The organism is Polynucleobacter asymbioticus QLW-P1DMWA-1 (assembly GCF_000016345.1).
Taxonomy (GTDB): Bacteria; Pseudomonadota; Gammaproteobacteria; order Burkholderiales; family Burkholderiaceae; genus Polynucleobacter; species Polynucleobacter asymbioticus.
The window spans coordinates 2,007,768-2,024,214 of sequence record NC_009379.1 but is presented as its reverse complement, the minus strand read 5'-3'; the positions used below and the strand labels follow the sequence as shown (position 1 = coordinate 2,024,214).

General features: G+C 44.9%; 22 protein-coding genes. 16 read left to right on the top strand and 6 right to left on the bottom strand.

Annotated elements, in window-relative coordinates; translation table 11 throughout:
* Window positions 1–3: 3 nt before the first annotated feature.
* The 3 genes from PNUC_RS10105 to gpmA are packed head-to-tail and all read right to left on the bottom strand — an operon-like array spanning window position 4 to window position 2,919.
* Window positions 4–756, bottom strand: a complete 753-nt coding sequence (locus tag PNUC_RS10105; protein WP_011903785.1) for a HesA/MoeB/ThiF family protein — start codon at window positions 754–756, stop codon at window positions 4–6.
* A 26-nt stretch (window positions 757–782) separates the two neighbouring features.
* Window positions 783–2,216, bottom strand: a complete 1,434-nt coding sequence (locus PNUC_RS10100) for a S41 family peptidase (RefSeq protein ID WP_011903784.1) — start codon at window positions 2,214–2,216, stop codon at window positions 783–785.
* Window positions 2,217–2,229: 13 nt separating this feature from the next.
* On the bottom strand, window positions 2,230–2,919 hold the full coding sequence (gpmA, locus tag PNUC_RS10095; protein ID WP_011903783.1) for a 2,3-diphosphoglycerate-dependent phosphoglycerate mutase: 690 nt from the start codon (window positions 2,917–2,919) through the stop codon (window positions 2,230–2,232).
* Window positions 2,920–2,941: 22 nt separating this feature from the next.
* Between gpmA and PNUC_RS10090 the strand changes: the two genes are divergently transcribed.
* Genes PNUC_RS10090 through PNUC_RS10075 form a run of 4 tightly spaced genes read left to right on the top strand, consistent with a single transcriptional unit; the run spans window position 2,942 to window position 5,213 of the window.
* A complete protein-coding gene (locus PNUC_RS10090; RefSeq protein WP_011903782.1) occupies window positions 2,942–3,355 on the top strand; it encodes a rhodanese-like domain-containing protein in 414 nt (137 codons plus the stop codon).
* Between the two features lie 10 nt (window positions 3,356–3,365).
* A complete protein-coding gene (gene grxC, locus PNUC_RS10085) occupies window positions 3,366–3,620 on the top strand; it encodes a glutaredoxin 3 (protein ID WP_011903781.1) in 255 nt (84 codons plus the stop codon).
* A 24-nt stretch (window positions 3,621–3,644) separates the two neighbouring features.
* Window positions 3,645–4,166: a protein-export chaperone SecB gene (secB, locus tag PNUC_RS10080; RefSeq protein ID WP_011903780.1), complete on the top strand. Its 522-nt coding sequence runs from the start codon at window positions 3,645–3,647 to the stop codon at window positions 4,164–4,166.
* A 24-nt stretch (window positions 4,167–4,190) separates the two neighbouring features.
* Window positions 4,191–5,213 (top strand): NAD(P)H-dependent glycerol-3-phosphate dehydrogenase, encoded by a 1,023-nt coding sequence (locus PNUC_RS10075; RefSeq protein ID WP_011903779.1) that lies wholly within the window; start codon window positions 4,191–4,193, stop codon window positions 5,211–5,213.
* Window positions 5,214–5,228: 15 nt separating this feature from the next.
* Here the strand turns inward: PNUC_RS10075 and trmL are convergent, their stop codons facing one another.
* Window positions 5,229–5,699, bottom strand: coding sequence for a tRNA (uridine(34)/cytosine(34)/5-carboxymethylaminomethyluridine(34)-2'-O)-methyltransferase TrmL (trmL, locus tag PNUC_RS10070; protein WP_011903778.1), 471 nt, complete (start codon window positions 5,697–5,699; stop codon window positions 5,229–5,231).
* Between the two features lie 18 nt (window positions 5,700–5,717).
* Window positions 5,718–6,329, bottom strand: a complete 612-nt coding sequence (locus tag PNUC_RS10065; protein ID WP_201721400.1) for a ComF family protein — start codon at window positions 6,327–6,329, stop codon at window positions 5,718–5,720.
* A gap of 74 nt (window positions 6,330–6,403) precedes the next feature.
* Here PNUC_RS10065 and PNUC_RS10060 point away from each other — a divergent pair, with 74 nt between their 5' ends.
* The 7 genes from PNUC_RS10060 (at window position 6,404) to PNUC_RS10035 (ending at window position 12,094) form a co-directional block, all read left to right on the top strand.
* Window positions 6,404–7,285: a methyltransferase domain-containing protein gene (locus tag PNUC_RS10060; protein ID WP_223245983.1), complete on the top strand. Its 882-nt coding sequence runs from the start codon at window positions 6,404–6,406 to the stop codon at window positions 7,283–7,285.
* A gap of 180 nt (window positions 7,286–7,465) precedes the next feature.
* Window positions 7,466–8,623 carry a cytochrome c oxidase subunit II gene (coxB, locus tag PNUC_RS10055; protein ID WP_011903775.1) on the top strand — a complete coding sequence of 386 codons (1,158 nt, stop codon included), beginning with the start codon at window positions 7,466–7,468 and terminating at the stop codon, window positions 8,621–8,623.
* Window positions 8,624–8,663: 40 nt separating this feature from the next.
* Entirely contained in the window at window positions 8,664–10,295 is a 1,632-nt protein-coding gene (ctaD, locus tag PNUC_RS10050; protein WP_011903774.1) for a cytochrome c oxidase subunit I, read from the top strand.
* Window positions 10,195–10,407, top strand: coding sequence for a cytochrome oxidase small assembly protein (locus PNUC_RS11165; RefSeq protein ID WP_208974593.1), 213 nt, complete (start codon window positions 10,195–10,197; stop codon window positions 10,405–10,407). Before ctaD ends, PNUC_RS11165 begins: the two co-directional genes overlap by 101 nt.
* Before the next feature lie 15 nt (window positions 10,408–10,422).
* Window positions 10,423–11,004, top strand: coding sequence for a cytochrome c oxidase assembly protein (locus PNUC_RS10045; protein WP_011903773.1), 582 nt, complete (start codon window positions 10,423–10,425; stop codon window positions 11,002–11,004).
* An 8-nt stretch (window positions 11,005–11,012) separates the two neighbouring features.
* Window positions 11,013–11,210, top strand: a complete 198-nt coding sequence (locus PNUC_RS10040) for a DUF2970 domain-containing protein (protein ID WP_011903772.1) — start codon at window positions 11,013–11,015, stop codon at window positions 11,208–11,210.
* Between the two features lie 29 nt (window positions 11,211–11,239).
* A complete protein-coding gene (locus PNUC_RS10035; RefSeq protein ID WP_011903771.1) occupies window positions 11,240–12,094 on the top strand; it encodes a cytochrome c oxidase subunit 3 in 855 nt (284 codons plus the stop codon).
* Window positions 12,095–12,146: 52 nt separating this feature from the next.
* On the opposite strand, the gene PNUC_RS10030 is transcribed toward PNUC_RS10035, so the two are convergent.
* A complete protein-coding gene (locus PNUC_RS10030) occupies window positions 12,147–12,359 on the bottom strand; it encodes a twin transmembrane helix small protein (protein WP_011903770.1) in 213 nt (70 codons plus the stop codon).
* Between the two features lie 14 nt (window positions 12,360–12,373).
* Between PNUC_RS10030 and PNUC_RS10025 the strand changes: the two genes are divergently transcribed.
* Genes PNUC_RS10025 through PNUC_RS10005 form a run of 5 tightly spaced genes read left to right on the top strand, consistent with a single transcriptional unit; the run spans window position 12,374 to window position 16,439 of the window.
* Window positions 12,374–13,168: an SURF1 family protein gene (locus PNUC_RS10025; RefSeq protein WP_223245982.1), complete on the top strand. Its 795-nt coding sequence runs from the start codon at window positions 12,374–12,376 to the stop codon at window positions 13,166–13,168.
* Between the two features lie 2 nt (window positions 13,169–13,170).
* A complete protein-coding gene (locus PNUC_RS10020; RefSeq protein ID WP_011903768.1) occupies window positions 13,171–13,827 on the top strand; it encodes a hypothetical protein in 657 nt (218 codons plus the stop codon).
* Window positions 13,827–14,957, top strand: a complete 1,131-nt coding sequence (locus PNUC_RS10015; protein WP_011903767.1) for a COX15/CtaA family protein — start codon at window positions 13,827–13,829, stop codon at window positions 14,955–14,957. Before PNUC_RS10020 ends, PNUC_RS10015 begins: the two co-directional genes overlap by 1 nt.
* The gene (gene cyoE / locus PNUC_RS10010) at window positions 14,954–15,847 is read left to right on the top strand and encodes a heme o synthase (RefSeq protein ID WP_011903766.1); all 894 of its coding nucleotides are present in this window, start codon (window positions 14,954–14,956) and stop codon (window positions 15,845–15,847) included. Before PNUC_RS10015 ends, cyoE begins: the two co-directional genes overlap by 4 nt.
* A gap of 1 nt (window position 15,848) precedes the next feature.
* Entirely contained in the window at window positions 15,849–16,439 is a 591-nt protein-coding gene (locus tag PNUC_RS10005) for an SCO family protein (protein ID WP_011903765.1), read from the top strand.
* The last annotated feature ends 8 nt before the right edge of the window (window positions 16,440–16,447 follow it).

Sequence of the window (16,447 nt, the reverse complement as noted above, 5' to 3'; positions counted from 1 at the left end):
GCCTTAATGGGCTTTGCCGCATACTGAGCATTCAGTGTTGCGCGCAATCCGAATCTCATCAATATTGGTGGCCCGGGCATTCCAGAGCAGCATCCGGCCTACTAAAGGCTCTCCAAACCCAATCAGAACTTGCAGGGCTTGAGCGGCTTGAATCGAGCCAATGATGCCTACGAGTGGTGAAAAGATTCCCATACTAGAGCAGCTCACTTCTTCGAATGTTTCATCGGGAGAGAAGATACAGGCATAGCAAGGTGAAGCTGTGTTTCGCAGATCAAAGACGGTTATTTGACCATCAAAACGTAAGGCTGATCCTGAAACTAGAGGGATTTGATATTGCACGCAGCTTGCATTGATGAGGTGTCGTGTTTGAAAGTTATCAGTGCAATCTAAAACAATGTCTACGCTTGGTAATAAGTCATCCAATATCGACTTAGTGACTTTGGCTTGAACTGTTTGAATGCGAACACCAGAATTGAGTTGGCAAAGAAAGTGTTTCCCAGAATCCACCTTACTTTTTCCAATGCTACTTTCTGTATGCATTATTTGGCGCTGAAGATTGGTTATCTCTACCTCATCATGATCAATGAGGGTGATATGTCCAAGGCCAGCTGCAGCTAGATAGGGTGCTGCAGCACAGCCTAGACCGCCAGCACCAATGACTAGCGCGTGCGAATTAAGAAGCTTCTCTTGACCCTCAACATCAATATCCTCAAGGAGGAGATGTCTTGAGTAACGAAGCAGCTGCTCATCATTCATCGCTAAGCTCCAAATTCAGGAGGGGTTTACTCAAGCTTAGATGAAGAGCGTTTTACTGGCTGACCATTGATATAAGCGACAGCCTGGGTAAGCATGAAATCATCAGCGCTACCCAGTTCTGTTGGCTTCTTGTTTTTCTCTTTCTCTTTTTCTTCAGGAGTTTTCTTCGCATTTTTCTCTTCAATGCGTTGAAGCTCTTCAAGACGACGTTTTTCACGATCAGCAATTAACTTATCTTCTGCAGATTGTTTATTGCGCAAATGCTTTTCACTATCAATTTCACGGGTGATTAAGACATCATCGGGATCACCATCTTTATTTTGGTCAACTGGGATATCTGGCTTAATTCCATAGGCTTGAATCGATTTGCCGCTTGGTGTGTAGTAATAGGCGGTAGTAATTTTTAGTGCTGAATCACTGGTTAATGGGCGTACCGTTTGTACCGAGCCTTTACCAAAAGTAGTTTTGCCAATAATGGTTGCGCGTTTGTAATCTTGTAATGCGCCAGCAACAATCTCAGAAGCAGATGCTGAGTATGCATTGACTAGAACGACCATCGGTATCTTTTTAAACATTTCAGGCACGCCAGCGAGTGGATCACCCGCTTCACCAAGACGATACATGGCAGGAGTGGCATTAAACACCTGCTTAGAATCTGCTGATTGACCTTTAGTTGATACGATAACCGCATCTGCCGGCAAAAAGGCTGCTGCAACGCCAACTGCGCCTTGTAGCAGGCCACCACCGTTGTTACGGAGATCTAAAATAACGCCCTTGAGCTTTGGATCTTGCTTAGCAATTTCAGTTAATTTTTTAGCAAGGTCTGGAACAGTGCGTTCTTGAAAGCTGGTAATACGCACCCAAGCAATATCGTTGTCTAAAATTTTGGTCTTAACAGATTGCACTTTAATTTCTGCACGGGTAATCGTGACAGGAAAACTACGCTCTTCACTTTTACGATATACCGTAAGGGTAATTTTTGTTCCTGGTTCACCACGCATTGTACGAACTGCTTTATCCAAAGACATGCCGCGAACAGGTTTGTCATCAAGGCGGGTGATTAAGTCGCCTGCTTGCAATCCGGCGCGTGCAGCAGGGCTATCTTCAATAGGATTCAAAACTTTAACTACACCATCTTCTGAAGTAATTTCAATTCCTAGACCAGCAAACTTTCCGGATGTCATCTCTTGCATCTCAGCAAAATCTTTTTTATCCAAGAAGGTGGAGTGTGGATCCAAGCTGCTCACCATACCTTTGGTGGCTTCGGTGAGTAGTTTCTTATCGTCAACCGGCTCGACATATTCTTTTTGAATGTAACTGAGGACATTTGCTAAGGTGCGAGCTTCGTCTAGCGGCAACTGAGTACCTTGTTGGGCGGTAGCTGAAAGCTGTATGGTGGCTGTCACACCAGCAATAAGGCCAATAGTAATGAGGGCAAACTTCTTGAGAAATTGACGCATGTTTTCTTTTGCTTTAATCCAAGTAAAAGTGTTGAATAGGCTTGAGGTTGTCATCTAGCTCATAGACTAGTGGAATGCCATTGGGAACATTTACTTCCATAATGGCTTCATCAGACATTTGATCAAGATACTTAATTAATGAACGAATGCTATTACCATGTGCGACTAGTAATACTCTTTTATTTGCTTTGAGTGCAGGAGCGATAGATTCATTCCATAAAGGTAGTACGCGCTCCACGTTGTCTTTAAGACATTCACCAAGTGGAATATCGGATTCATTAAGTTTTGCATAACGGCTATCATTTTTTGGATTACGCTCATCATCTGCCTCAAGTAACGGAGGCCTAATATCGTATGAGCGACGCCAAATGTGAACTTGCTCGTCGCCATATTGAGCTGCCGTTTCTGCTTTATTAAGACCTGTTAGTGCGCCGTAATGACGCTCATTTAGTCTCCAACTGTGAACCACAGGAAGCCACATTAAATCCATAGCATCTTGTACATGCCAAAGTGTGCGAATAGCACGCCGCAAAACAGAGGTGTAAGCCACATCAAATTCATAGCCTGCTTTACGAAGATGTTCACCTGCAGCGAGCGCTTGTTCTGCGCCTTTTGGGGTTAAGTCAACGTCCGCCCAGCCAGTAAAGCGGTTTTCAAGGTTCCAGGCAGATTCGCCATGACGAATAAGGACAAGTTGTTTCATAGAGCCATTCTATAATCCAGTGATGAACTTTCTCACTCAAATTGATAATTTAGCGCTTATTGCCTTACTAGTGGTTTCCGGCATAGCGCTCTTCCTGCCTACATTATCTACGCTTATTCGCGGAAAAGGCTTAACAGCAACTGAAGCCACTATTTGGATAAATCGTCGCAAAGCCTATGTTTTGGATTTACGTCCAGAAGAGGCTTTTAAGGTGGGCCATTTGCCCGGGGCGAAATTGGCTAATGCATCCGCGATTGCGGCTGCAATTGAGGCATTGAAATTGGATCGTAAGCGCCCTGTAGTTTTGGTCTGTGAAACTGGTGCCCAGTCTCGCAAAGCGCTTTCTGAGGTACAAAAACTGGGTTTTCTGGAAGTTGGCGCCTTAGATGGTGGCGTGCAGGCTTGGAAGCTGGCTGCCCTCCCTTTGGTTAAGTGAGCCAATAACTATGCAACAGGTAACGATGTATAGCACTCAGGTTTGCCCATACTGTGTAATGGCTGAAAAACTGCTCCAGAAAAAAGGAGTTAACAATTTAGAGAAAATCTTAATTGACCTTGACCCTGCACAACGTGAAGTCATGATGACGCGTACTGGCCGACGCACAGTTCCCCAAATTTATATAGGTGAGACTCATGTCGGTGGATACGATGATTTAGTTGCTTTGGATCGCGCTGGAAAGCTTGATCCTTTATTGATGTAAAGAACTGATAAAAGAAAGATTGCGATGACTGAAACTACGTCTACAACACCAAAAAATACTGAAAAAGATAGCGCGCCTGAATTTCGTATTCAGCGCGTTTACCTTAAAGATCTGTCCTTAGAGCAACCGAATACCCCCCAGATTCTGCTTGTTGCTGAAGAGCCGCAAATTAAAGTGGAAATTGATATTTCAGTACTGCCTCTAACTGAAGGTCTTTTTGAGGTTGCCGTGATGGGCACCGTTACTGCTGAGGTTGATTCAAAAGTACTCTTTTTGGTAGAAGCCAAACAGGCTGGAATTTTTGAGTTTATTAATATTCCACCTGAGCAGGTAGACCCAATGTTGGGAATTACTTGCCCAACGATTTTGTATCCATACCTTCGCTCCAATATTGCTGATGTGATCAGTCGTGCGGGCTTCCAGCCAATCCATTTGAATGAAATTAATTTCCATGGAATGTACGAGCATCGATTGATGCAGGCTCAAGCTGATGCTGCTAAAACTAGCGGCGGTGCTGATGAAAGCAAAATCATCCTTCCTCATTAAGAGCAAAAGATAAGGTCACGCATCATGAAAGTGACAATCCTTGGTGCAGGTGCTTGGGGAACGGCAATTGCCTCCCAGGCAGCTCGCCAGCAAAGTGCAGGGGATGTTTCTTTATGGTCGCGTGATCCAAGCCAGCTGCTGGAGATTGAGAAAACTGGTGAAAACCAGGCCTATCTCCCAGGCATTAAGTTACCCAAAAGCATCAAGCTAGAAAATGATTTTTCTAATGCAATCCAAAGATTGTCTAGCAATGATCTTTTAGTGATTGCCACTCCAATGTCGGGTCTTTCGCAAACCATTGCTCAAGTTCTCAAGCTAGCAAAGCAGCCCCTCAATATCATTTGGTTGTGCAAGGGTCTAGAACCTAATACATCTTTATTGCCTCATCAGGTAGTTGAACGTGAAAACAGTTTGCATAACCATGGCATTAAACATGCCTATGGTGCGCTTTCAGGACCGAGCTTTGCTCACGAGGTGGGTGCAGGGATGCCCTGTGCATTAACGGTTGCTAGCACATCCACTTCTTTGTGTGAGATTGTGCAAGCTGCTTTCCATCATGGGAATATGCGCATTTATTCAAGCGACGATTTAATTGGCGTGGAATTAGGCGGCGCTGTAAAAAATGTTTTAGCAATTGCAGCTGGTATTGGCGATGGTTTAAACCTCGGTTTAAATGCACGTGCAGCAGTGCTTACTCGCGGACTTGCAGAAATGATGCGCCTCGTAAAGGCTGTTGGTGGAAAGTCTGAAACCTGTATGGGCCTTACTGGGGTGGGCGATTTGATATTGACTGCAACTGGAGACCTATCACGCAATCGAAGAGTCGGTCTGGAGTTAGCCGCTGGTAAATCCTTGCCTGAGATTTTGGCTAATCTTGGGCACGTTGCAGAGGGCGTTCTTTGTGCGGCAGCAGTTGGTGATTTAGCTAAGCGCCTTGATGTTGAAATGCCCATCACTGCAATGATGGGTGACGTTCTCTCTGGTCAACTCACTCCACAAGATGCTGTGAAAAAACTCATGGGCCGTGATCCGAAAATTGAAACTTAAGTTTCTGACGCCTACTTATTTACCACCAGCAAGTCCATTCTGACGCCAAGCTTCATAGACAACAATCGCCACAGTGTTTGATAAATTAAGGCTACGACTATTGTCTTGCATGGCTAAGCGCATTTGATTCATTTTAGGAATCGAGTTGCGCACTTCCTCGGTGATCCCTTTAGTTTCTGATCCAAAAACAAAATAATCATTCGGGGTGTATTTACCCTCATGGAACTTTCCAGAGCCTTTGGTGGTGAGCGTGAAAAGGTGTTGCGGGTCTGGCTTTTCAGTTTCAAGAAAGTGACCCCAATTGGGGTGCACCTTGATGCTGGCAAACTCGTGATAGTCCAGCCCAGCACGACGTAACTTGGCATCTTCCATCGGAAATCCCAAAGGTTCGATGAGATGTAATTTGGCCCCGGTATTTGCGCACAGGCGAATAATGTTGCCTGTATTCGGGGGAATCTCTGGCTCAAATAAAACGATATTAAACATACTAGGATTTTCGCATTATTAGATCTGCTTAGTGGTTCTTAGTAAAACCCAGTTGATGACACGCTTTACATCGCTTTCTTTCAGAATACGAGCGATCTCATTAAGGGTTGCTCCGCTCGTCATGACATCATCAAACACAACGACAGTTTTATCTTTAAGGAAATCCAGGTACTTTGTGTCAATAAAAAACATATTCTGGATTGAATCATGGCGTCCAATGAGAGTGCTCCCGGCTTGCTGTCCTATATTGTGATGTCGCCTTAATGCATAAGGCAATTTTTGAATTGTTTTCCGGGACTCCACCCTTCTGGCTAATTCCCAGCTTTGATTAAATCCGCGTATCTTTAATTTTTCATGACTAAGGGGAACGGGTAACAAGCAATCTGCATATTGCTCTTGTAGATGTGGAGAGAGGATTGCGTTCCAGGCATATGCAAGACCGTGCGCATTAGCTACTCTTTTTTGATACTTGAGGAGGTGTAACGCTGCTTGCAATCTTCCCTCATATCGATCTAGGCAGCAGGTAGCATCAAAATAGGGTGGCTTGATTACACAGTTGGTGCATAGTTGTTTTTGTACTTCTGAACTATGCAGTAAAAGACCGCATTGTTGGCAGCATTCAAAATTCAAGAGGCTTTCTATCCCCAATAGATCTAAGCATTTTTCGCAAATAGGATGTTGTTGATGGTGGCCACAACTAATGCATGCTGTTGGCAAAATCTGTGTTGCAATTGATTGAAAAATATTCTCTAGAAATCGCATGGGGCGCTGAGTATACTGAGCCAATGACCCAGCCCCTGAGATGGTTACAAGACGAAATTGCAGACCGTATGTTGCAAAAATTAGATATCGTTAAATTAAATGTGAAAGACGTGCTTATCGTTCCAGACTTTCCTGGAAAGCATCAAGCTGCTTTCGCAAAGCGTTTTCCTGGGGCGCGTATTTATAGTCTTCATGAAGAGGGTGCATCTCAATCTCAGTTATGGCGATCTAAGGCGTTTCGTTCTTGGAATAGCCTATTTCGCGGGGATGTCACAAGCTCAATGGCAACTTACTTAAAGACGGGCAATTTTGATCTTCCGAATAATTCTGTTGATTTAGTTTTCAGCAATCTACTTTTGCAGGACTTGCCCGATCCAAAACATTTTTTACAAGAGTGTTGGCGTGTATTGCGAGAGGGTGGCCTGATTGCTTTTAGCTATTTAGGTCCCGATACGGGTAAAGAGTTGCGGGCGATGGATTCTGGTGTCCTCAAGCTCAAGAATCTATTAAGTCCTTGGGATATGCACGATATGGGCGATGCCCTCATGGCTGAGCGATTTTCTGATCCCGTGATGGATATGGAATACCTCACTTTGGACTACGAAAAACCTCAGTTGCTACTAGCTGATATTTGCGCCTTGAAATTGACTCATTCTGCCCAGCTTGATCCTACAGAAATGGCAAATTTGCCTCAAAAATTGTCCTTAGAGCTTGTTTATGGACATGCTTGGGCACTAGGAAAGCACCTGGCTCAAGCTAAGGACCATGTTGCTTATATTGATCCAAATCAAATTGGGCGCAAGACTAGGCGAGATTCTGCTTAAGTGTAAGTGCTTACTATCATTTAAACCTCGACCAAGATTGGCTTAGGCTGGGTTATCCCGGTTTGTTGTTGAGCTTAATTAACCCTATAATCACGGCTGGATGTATTGGCTTGACACCGCTTTTTGGGCATTTTGTGGCGCTTTTGGCCACGATGCTCACGACAATAAACAGAGAATAAGATGAATTTATTTGGAAAAGTCACTAGGGCTTCGCTCTATTTAGTAGCAGCCTTTGGCGCTGCATTGGCACACGCATCTGAAAATATGCCGGGTGGCCCTGCTGTCAATCAGCTGAATTTCACGGCTCCAGCAACCAAAATCATGCAAGAAATCCATTGGTTACATTGGATGATGTTGGGGATCTGTGCATTGATTTTTATCGGTGTTTTTGGGGTGATGTTCTATTCCATTTTGAAGCATCGCAAATCACTCGGTCACAAGTCAGCCTCGTTTCATGAGAGCACTACTGTAGAAATTATCTGGACAGTAATTCCTCTGCTCATCGTGATTGGAATGGCTTTGCCTGCGACAAAAACAGTTGTGGCAATGAAAGATACAACCAATTCAGATATCACCATTAAGACTACTGGTTATCAGTGGAAATGGGGTTATGACTATATTAAGGGTGAGGGCGAAGGCATTAGCTTTTTGTCAACCTTAACAACATCTCGTGAGGCGATTAATAACTTAGCACCTAAATCAAATACGTATTTGATGGAAGTGGATAACGAATTGGTTGTACCCGTAGGCAAAAAAATTCGCTTGATTACTACTGCAAACGACGTGATTCACTCTTGGACTATCCCAGCATTTGGTGTGAAGCAAGATGCGATCCCAGGATTCGTTCGCGACACTTGGTTTAAGGCTGAAACTATCGGTACATTCCGCGGTCAGTGTTCTGAGCTATGTGGCGCAGAACATGCTTTCATGCCTATCGTAGTTAAAGTGGTCTCACAGGATGACTATACCGCTTGGGTTGCCGAGAAGAAGAAGGCAATGTCTGCTACTTCTGATGATCCTACTAAGGTTTACACACTGGAAGAGCAAAAAGAGCGTGGCGCAAAAGTATATGCAGCTAACTGCGCAGCTTGCCATCAGCCAAATGGTAAAGGCGCTGGTGCTTTCCCAGCATTGGATGGCAGCAAAGTGGTGAATGGTCCTAAAGCAGGTCAGATCACTATTTTGCTAAACGGTAAAAATGCAATGCCGAAGTGGGGTGGTGTTTTGTCTGATGCTGACATTGCAGCAGTCATAACCTATACCCGCAACTCATGGGGTAATAAAACGGGTGAAGTGATTCAGACTCAAGAAATTATTACCGCAAATGGCGGCAAGTAATCCATTAACCAATACAGATAAAACGAAACCGGAGTAATTCATGAGCACAGTCTCTACTACCCACGATCACGATCACACACACGCACACGATCACGCGCATGATGATCACACGCCACATGGTTGGCGTCGTTGGTTGTTCGCAACCAACCATAAAGACATCGGCACGATGTATTTGATCTTCTCGTTTATTAGTTTGTTGGCTGGCGGAACGATGGCCCTGGGAATCCGTTTGGAATTGTTCCAGCCAGGTTTGCAATTTTTCCGTCCAGAGTTTTTTAACCAATTAACTACCATGCATGGTTTGGTAATGGTGTTTGGCGCGATCATGCCAGCATTCGTTGGCTTTGCTAACTGGATGGTGCCTTTGCAAATCGGTGCGTCCGATATGGCATTTGCGCGTATGAATAACTTTAGTTTCTGGATCTTGCCGGTAGCAGCTACTTTATTGCTTAGTTCATTCTTAGCTCCTGGCGGCGCTCCATCAGGCGGTTGGACTATCTACGCTCCATTGACCTCACAAATGGGCCCTGGCTTGGATATGGGTATTTTTGCACTCCATTTGTTAGGCGCTTCTTCCATCATGGGTTCAATCAATATCATTGTGACCATCTTAAACATGCGCGCTCCTGGCATGACTTTGATGAAGATGCCAATGTTCTGCTGGACTTGGTTGATTACAGCTTACTTATTGATTGCAGTGATGCCTGTTTTGGCCGGTGCAATTACGATGGTTCTAACTGATCGTCACTTCGGCACTTCATTCTTCTCTGCTGTTGGTGGTGGCGACCCAATCATGTTCCAGCATATTTTCTGGTTCTTTGGTCACCCAGAGGTTTACATCATGATTCTTCCTGCGTTCGGAATCATCAGTGAAATCGTGCCAGCATTCTCCAGAAAAACATTGTTTGGCTACAGCTCTATGGTTTATGCAACATCGTCTATTGCGATTTTGTCATTCATCGTATGGGCACACCACATGTTTGCAACAGGTATGCCAGTTACTGGTCAACTGTTCTTCATGTACGCAACAATGTTGATTGCTGTTCCAACTGGCGTGAAGATTTTTAACTGGGTAGCAACAATGTGGCAAGGTTCAATGACCTTTGAAACACCAATGTTGTGGGCCGTTGGTTTTATTTTCGTATTTACTATGGGCGGCTTTACTGGTTTGATCCTAGCAATGGCGCCGATTGATATTGGCTTGCAGGATACCTATTACGTAGTAGCCCACTTTCACTATGTGCTGGTTGCCGGCTCTTTGTTTGCAATGTTTGCTGGCTTCTACTACTGGTGTCCAAAGTGGACTGGCTACATGGCAAATGAAACACGTGGCAAGATCCATTTCTGGGCTTCGATGATTTTCTTTAACATCACCTTCTTCCCAATGCACTTCTTGGGTCTTGCAGGTATGCCACGTCGTTACGCAGACTACCCAACTCAGTTTGCTGACTTCAACGCTATTGCATCCATTGGCGCCTTAGGTTTTGGTTTGTCGCAGGTGTATTTCTTGATATTTGTTGTGTTGCCAGCGTATCGTGGTCAAGGTGAAAAAGCACCTGCAAAACCATGGGATGGCGCAAAAGGTTTGGAGTGGACTATTCCATCGCCAGCACCTCATCACACATTCGAAACTCCACCAAGTGCAGAGCAGTTGCGTGAAGCAGGAATTTAATTCTTCGAAGCAGGCCCTTACTGCCAACAATCGTCGGTTGGGGCTGATTCTATTGAGTATCGCCATTGTGTTTTTTATTGGCATTGTGATGAAGAGAAGTTTGCTGGGTTAAGCCTGCTCGTTCACTATGACAACTCTTCATTCCAATAACCGTCAAATCATGCTCAAACTGCTCATTGCAGCAGTCATGATGTTTGGTTTTGGCTATGCATTAGTCCCCATGTACCAAGCCTTATGTAAGGTTACTGGCATCAATGTGCTTACTAGCAAGAATGATTATGGTGTCAGGGCAATAAGTCCCAATAGAATTGGCAATACTCAAGTCGATTATTCACGTAAAGTGACTATCGAATTTGATTCAAACAGCCGAGGCCCTTTTACATTCAAGCCAGTAAAAAACTTTTTAGAAGTGCACCCTGGCGAGATGACTGAGATTGTGTACGAGGTTACGAATAATTTAGGTCGTACGGTAGAAGCGCAAGCTATCCCTAGTTATGCGCCAAAGAGTGCAACTGAATTCTTTACCAAGTTAGAGTGCTTCTGTTTTCAACAGCAGACTTTGGCGCCTTATGAAATGAAGAGGATGCCAGTGGTTTTTGTGATTGATGCAGGTTTACCTGAGGATGTAAAAACCATTACCTTGTCGTATACCTTCTTTGAGATAGGTGTAGGTCAGCAACCTGCTGGCTCAACCACTCCTAAAACTTAGGGGGCATGATGCAAAAGAAAAAAAGTAGTTTTATGCAATCGATGAAAGCAGTGATGTGGGGCTTTCTAGGTGTGCGTAAAAAAGCAGGTTTGCAGGAAGATGTAGCTACATTAAGTTTTGTTCACATTATCATTGCAGGTGTAGTTGGTGCCCTGATTTTCATGGCTATTCTGCTCTTGATAGTGAAAGCAGTTGTGTCCCATTGATTATTTTTTGATTGAATAGAGAGAATAAGATGTCATCCAATTCAACCCCTTACTATTTCGTTCCTGGACTATCTAGGCATCCTGCTATGGCAGCCGCTGGCTTAGTTGCCTTTGGTTACGGTATGACTGGTTGGGTCAACCATACATCATGGGGTGGAGCTTTAGCCCTAGCCGGAGTGGCCTGGGTCCTGTTCGTTTTGTATCACTGGTTTGGCGACACGATTGCTGAATCTAATGCTGGTAAGAATGGTTTAAACGTCGATATTTCATATCGTTGGTCGATGGCTTGGTTCATCTTCTCAGAAATCATGTTCTTTGGTGCATTCTTTGCAGCTCTCTTTTATGCGCGCAATATTGCAATGCCTTGGATGGGTGATGTTGAGAGTAAGTTGATCTGGCCTAACTTCACTGCAGTTTGGCCAAATGATGGTCCTGCTGGTTTGGTCGAGAAATTTACCACTATGGGCCCATGGCCTGTTCCAACCATCAATACCTTCTTGTTGCTTAGCTCTGGCGTGACGATTACTTTTGCTCATCATGCTTTAGTTGAGAATCATATGAAGAAGGCCATTATTGGCTTAGCTGCTACTGTGGGCTTAGGATTCATCTTCTTATGCTTCCAGGGCTTTGAGTACTACCATGCTTACCATCAATTAAACCTAAAGTTAACCTCTGGTATCTATGGCTCAACTTTCTTCATGTTGACCGGTTTCCATGGCTTCCACGTATTTTTGGGCGGCACTATGTTAGCAATTGTGTTGCGCCGTATGATCCGTGGCGACTTCACTGCTGAGCATCACTTCGCTTTTGAAGGCGCTGCTTGGTACTGGCACTTTGTTGACGTCGTCTGGCTTGGTTTGTATATCGCTGTTTACTGGATGTAAGCAAAATAAAAATCGGGGCTTTAAGCCCCGATTCATTTTTTGGTGCTCTAAATTAGTTAGTTCCTACTTTAATGCCGGTTGATTCGATCAGGCCAAAGTAATGGGCAACAAGAATGCCAATAAATAATGCAATCGATAAGCCGATGCGTAGCATTAACGAATGAACCATTTTGGAGCTATTGCCCCGACCTTTCATCATGTAGTACAGTGCCGAGCCCAGGCTGGCAACAATGATTAGCAACACTACTGGAATAATCCACTTCATTTGATAGCCTTATTTTGAATCACGTAAATAGCCTCTTTACCAATCTAATAGCAAAGCGTCTAGTTGCTACTGTATCAGCCTTGCTGGTGATTGTGATTGGCTGTGCTGCTGGGGTATGGCAGTTAAATAGGGCTGAAACCAAAATTGCTTTGGCCGCTAACTTACTAGCACGCCAACAAATGCCCATCTTGAGTGCGAATACGCAATTCTGGAGTTTGGAGGAGGTACATGAACGTCGTATGACGGCCCGTGGTCACTACCTTCCTCATTCTGCAATTTGGCTTGATAACCGTCCAAGACCGATTCCTGCAGGCGGGGAAGGCAACACTGCCCAAGCAGGGTTTTATTTGTTAATGCCCTTTCAATTAGAAGGCAGGGATGAGGTGCTTTGGATCAACCGGGGTTGGGCACCTCGCAATAATGATCGGCGAGAGACGTTGCCGCCCATTAGCACCCCTCTCAATGTCATTTCTGTGGAAGGCATTGTCTTTGCCCACCCTGGAAAGGTTTATGAGCTCGGCGCAGACAGTAAAGTGCTTGATCCCAACCAGTCTCGGATAGCCCAAAATTTTGATTTAGAACGCGAAGCAAAGTTGCATGGATGGTTGCAGGCGCCTTTTATCTTGCGTCAGGAGGAGTCTGGAGCTCAGGATGGCCTACTGCGAGAATGGGCGCCCCTGACAACCGGAGTCAATCGCCATTATGCTTATGCATTCCAGTGGTTCGCTTTAGCGTTTTCTGGCTTCTTATTTTGGCTGATTAGTGGTCTGCGTCAATACTGGCGCCGTGATGTTGTGAATGGGGATTAAGGGTGAGTGATACAGAGTTGTTGATACCAGCTTCGCAAGCAGATGCTTCTGCGATCAATGCGCGGACCCGTCGCGGTCGCTTGCAAATGCTATTTTTATTGCTAGCGTGTGCAGCCCCAGTCATTGCCTCCTATTTGGCATATTACGTATTTAAGCCCGAAGGTGGAAAGACAAATTTTGGAACCCTCGTGCATCCTACTCAAGCTGCGAACTCTGCGTGGTTTAACGTTCCGCTTCAGGGCAAATGGACTTTGCTGATTGCTCGTCCTGCAGGCGAGTGCCAAATTAAAGATGAGAAATGTATTGAAGCTTTATTTTTGATGCGGCAAGTTAAAGTAGCTGTCGGCAGAGAGAGCGGCCGCGTTCAGTTGTTATGGGTCAATTTGGATGGTAAGCCCGTTGACCCGGAGGTCACTAAAGCTTATGACGAACAGGTAGCTGGATTTAAAGTAGTTCCCCTGCCTACCAGTCCAAAGTTGCAAGCAGAGTTTTTGGCATGGCTGAATAAAGAAGGTGCCGGCGAGCAAATTCAGTTACTTGATCCAAGCCCAGCGAAGATGATGTATTTCCCGGTGACCAATTCTCCAAAAGAATTTGGCGCTATCAAAAAAGATTTAGAAAAGTTACTGCGCTTGAATCATCAAGGCGAGAGCCTGTAATGTCTCAAGTGGCTTTATTCATTGAGCTAGCTGCAATCGCCCTTGTTTTTGCAGGAATACCGCTTGCGTATTTGTGGACGCGCCCAGGTTTCATTTTCTTTCAAAAACTCAATTGGGTCTTGGTCTTTATGACTTTTGATCTGATAGTTTTTGGAGCGTTTACTCGCTTAACGGATTCAGGGCTTGGCTGTCCTGATTGGCCCGGTTGCTATGGCACATCAAACCCTTTTCATGCCTTAAGTGATATTGCGCAAGCAGAACACGCTTTACCAGATGGGCCAGTAACCGTCATTAAAGCGTGGATAGAAATGATTCATCGCTATTTAGCAATGACTGTAGGGACTCTTATTTTGGTTCAAGTGGGACTGGCTTTTAGCAAGGTGAAGACCATGGGTAAGGCACCTCTGATTGGTAGCTTAGGACTTTTGATGTTGGTATGTATTCAGGGTGCATTTGGTGCATGGACTGTTACCCTCAAATTGCAGCCAATCATTGTCACCATTCACTTAATGCTTGCAATTACCTTATTGGCTTGCTTAACCGCTTACGCTCAGCAAGGATGGGTAGATAAAAGTGCAACGGTGCGAGTGATTCGTATACGCCCCCTACCAGCAACCTTATTGCTAGCAGGATTTGTTGTGCTCTTTAGTCAGATCTTTCTAGGGGCTTGGGTTAGTACTAACTACGCTGTATTGGCTTGCCCAGATTTTCCTACTTGTATAGGAGCCTTATGGCCCGATACCAATTGGTCGGAAGGCTTCACGCTATGGCGCCAGTTAGGTTTAAATGCGCAAGGAGACTTTATCTCCCCAGCCGCTTTGCAAACGATTCATTGGGCTCATCGCCTATTTGCTGTTCTAGTATTGATCGTCTTGGGTACATTGGGCTTGAAGGGTTTAAAGGTCACAACTGCAGCTACTCCGGATCTTGGGCGCATATCAAAACTCTTGCTGGGATTGCTCTTGTTGCAGTTAATAACCGGTATTTCTAATGTGGTATTTCAGTGGCCCTTATTGGCTGCTCTATTACATACCGCAGGCTCCGCTGCTTTGGTATTCTGCTTAGTCAGAATGAGTTATTGGGCATCTTGGAAGAGCCCCATTCAGATAAAAAAGACAAAGCCTTTATGAGCACATCCAACTCTTCAATACCTGCATCAATGCCACGGTGGCGTCAATACTGGGTGCTAACCAAACCTAGAGTGACGCAGCTTGCCGTTTTTTGTGCAGTGATTGGAATGTTCTTGGCTACACCCGGCATGGTTCCCTACCCAGTTTTATTTGGTGGAATTGCTGGCATCTGGTTGCTGGCGGGCGCGGCATTTGCAGTCAACTGTTTAATTGAACAAGCGGTAGATGCCAAGATGAAGCGAACTTCTTGGCGCCCCTCTGCGACTGGAGAGGTAACCCCTTTTCACATCATCATTTTTTCAATCATTCTCGGCTCTTTGGGAATGATTATTTTGTGGAATTTCTGTAACCCACTCACGATGTGGCTTACATTGGCAACCTTTGTTGGCTATGCAGTGATTTATACCTGGCTACTCAAGCCCGCCACGCCTCAAAATATTGTGATTGGTGGTCTTTCTGGCGCCATGCCTCCAGCCCTCGGTTGGGCCGCAGTTACCAATGGCTTATCCGCTGAAGCTTGGCTATTAGTTCTCATTATTTTTGTATGGACCCCGCCCCATTTTTGGGCTCTGGCCCTGTATCGTCGTGATGACTATGTGCAGTCGGGTTTGCCGATGTTGCCTGTGACTCACGGCGAACGCTTTACGCTGCTCAATATTTTGTTGTACACCCTAATTTTGATTGCTGCTACCTTACTGCCATACATCTACGGTATGAGTGGCATTATTTATTTAATCTCTGCAATTGTGTTGGGGTTGATGTTTTTGGCTTACGTCATCGCATTATTTGTTTCCTATAGCGATGCTCTTGCGAAGAAGACCTTTCGCTTTTCTATTACCTATCTGTCTTTACTATTCGCAGCTCTGCTCATTGATCACTACTTTCTCTAAGATGAATCTCCATTTTTTGCGTTTTTTTTGTGTTGCCATCATTTGTTGTGTATTGGCTGCCTGTAGCCCTAAACCAGAGTTCAAGAACATTGATATCACTGGCAGCACTTCCTTTGGCAAGGACTTCAGTCTGTTGGATCCCGATGGCAATGTCAGAACCTTGGCCGATTTCAAAGGCAAAGTGGTGGTGATGTTCTTTGGGTATACACAATGCCCTGATGTTTGCCCTACAACGCTTACTGAAATGCAGCAGGTGATGACTCTACTTGGCCCTCAATCAGATAAGGTGCAGGTGCTTTTTGTGACGGTTGATCCTGAACGAGATACCGCTGCTATTTTGAAGCAGTATGTCCCTTCGTTTGATCCACGTTTTTTAGGCTTGCGGCCAGCTGATGATGCGGCTTTAGAAAAAGTGACAAAAGACTTTAAGATTTACTACAAGAAAGTTCCAGGCTCGACTCCAGGTTCTTACACCATGGACCATACTGCTGGCAGTTATGCGTTTGACCCTGAAGGGCGCTTACGCTTGTATATTAAGCATGCCCAAGGACCAGAGACCTTGGCGCATGACTTAAAAGAATTGTTGAAATAAAGAAGAAG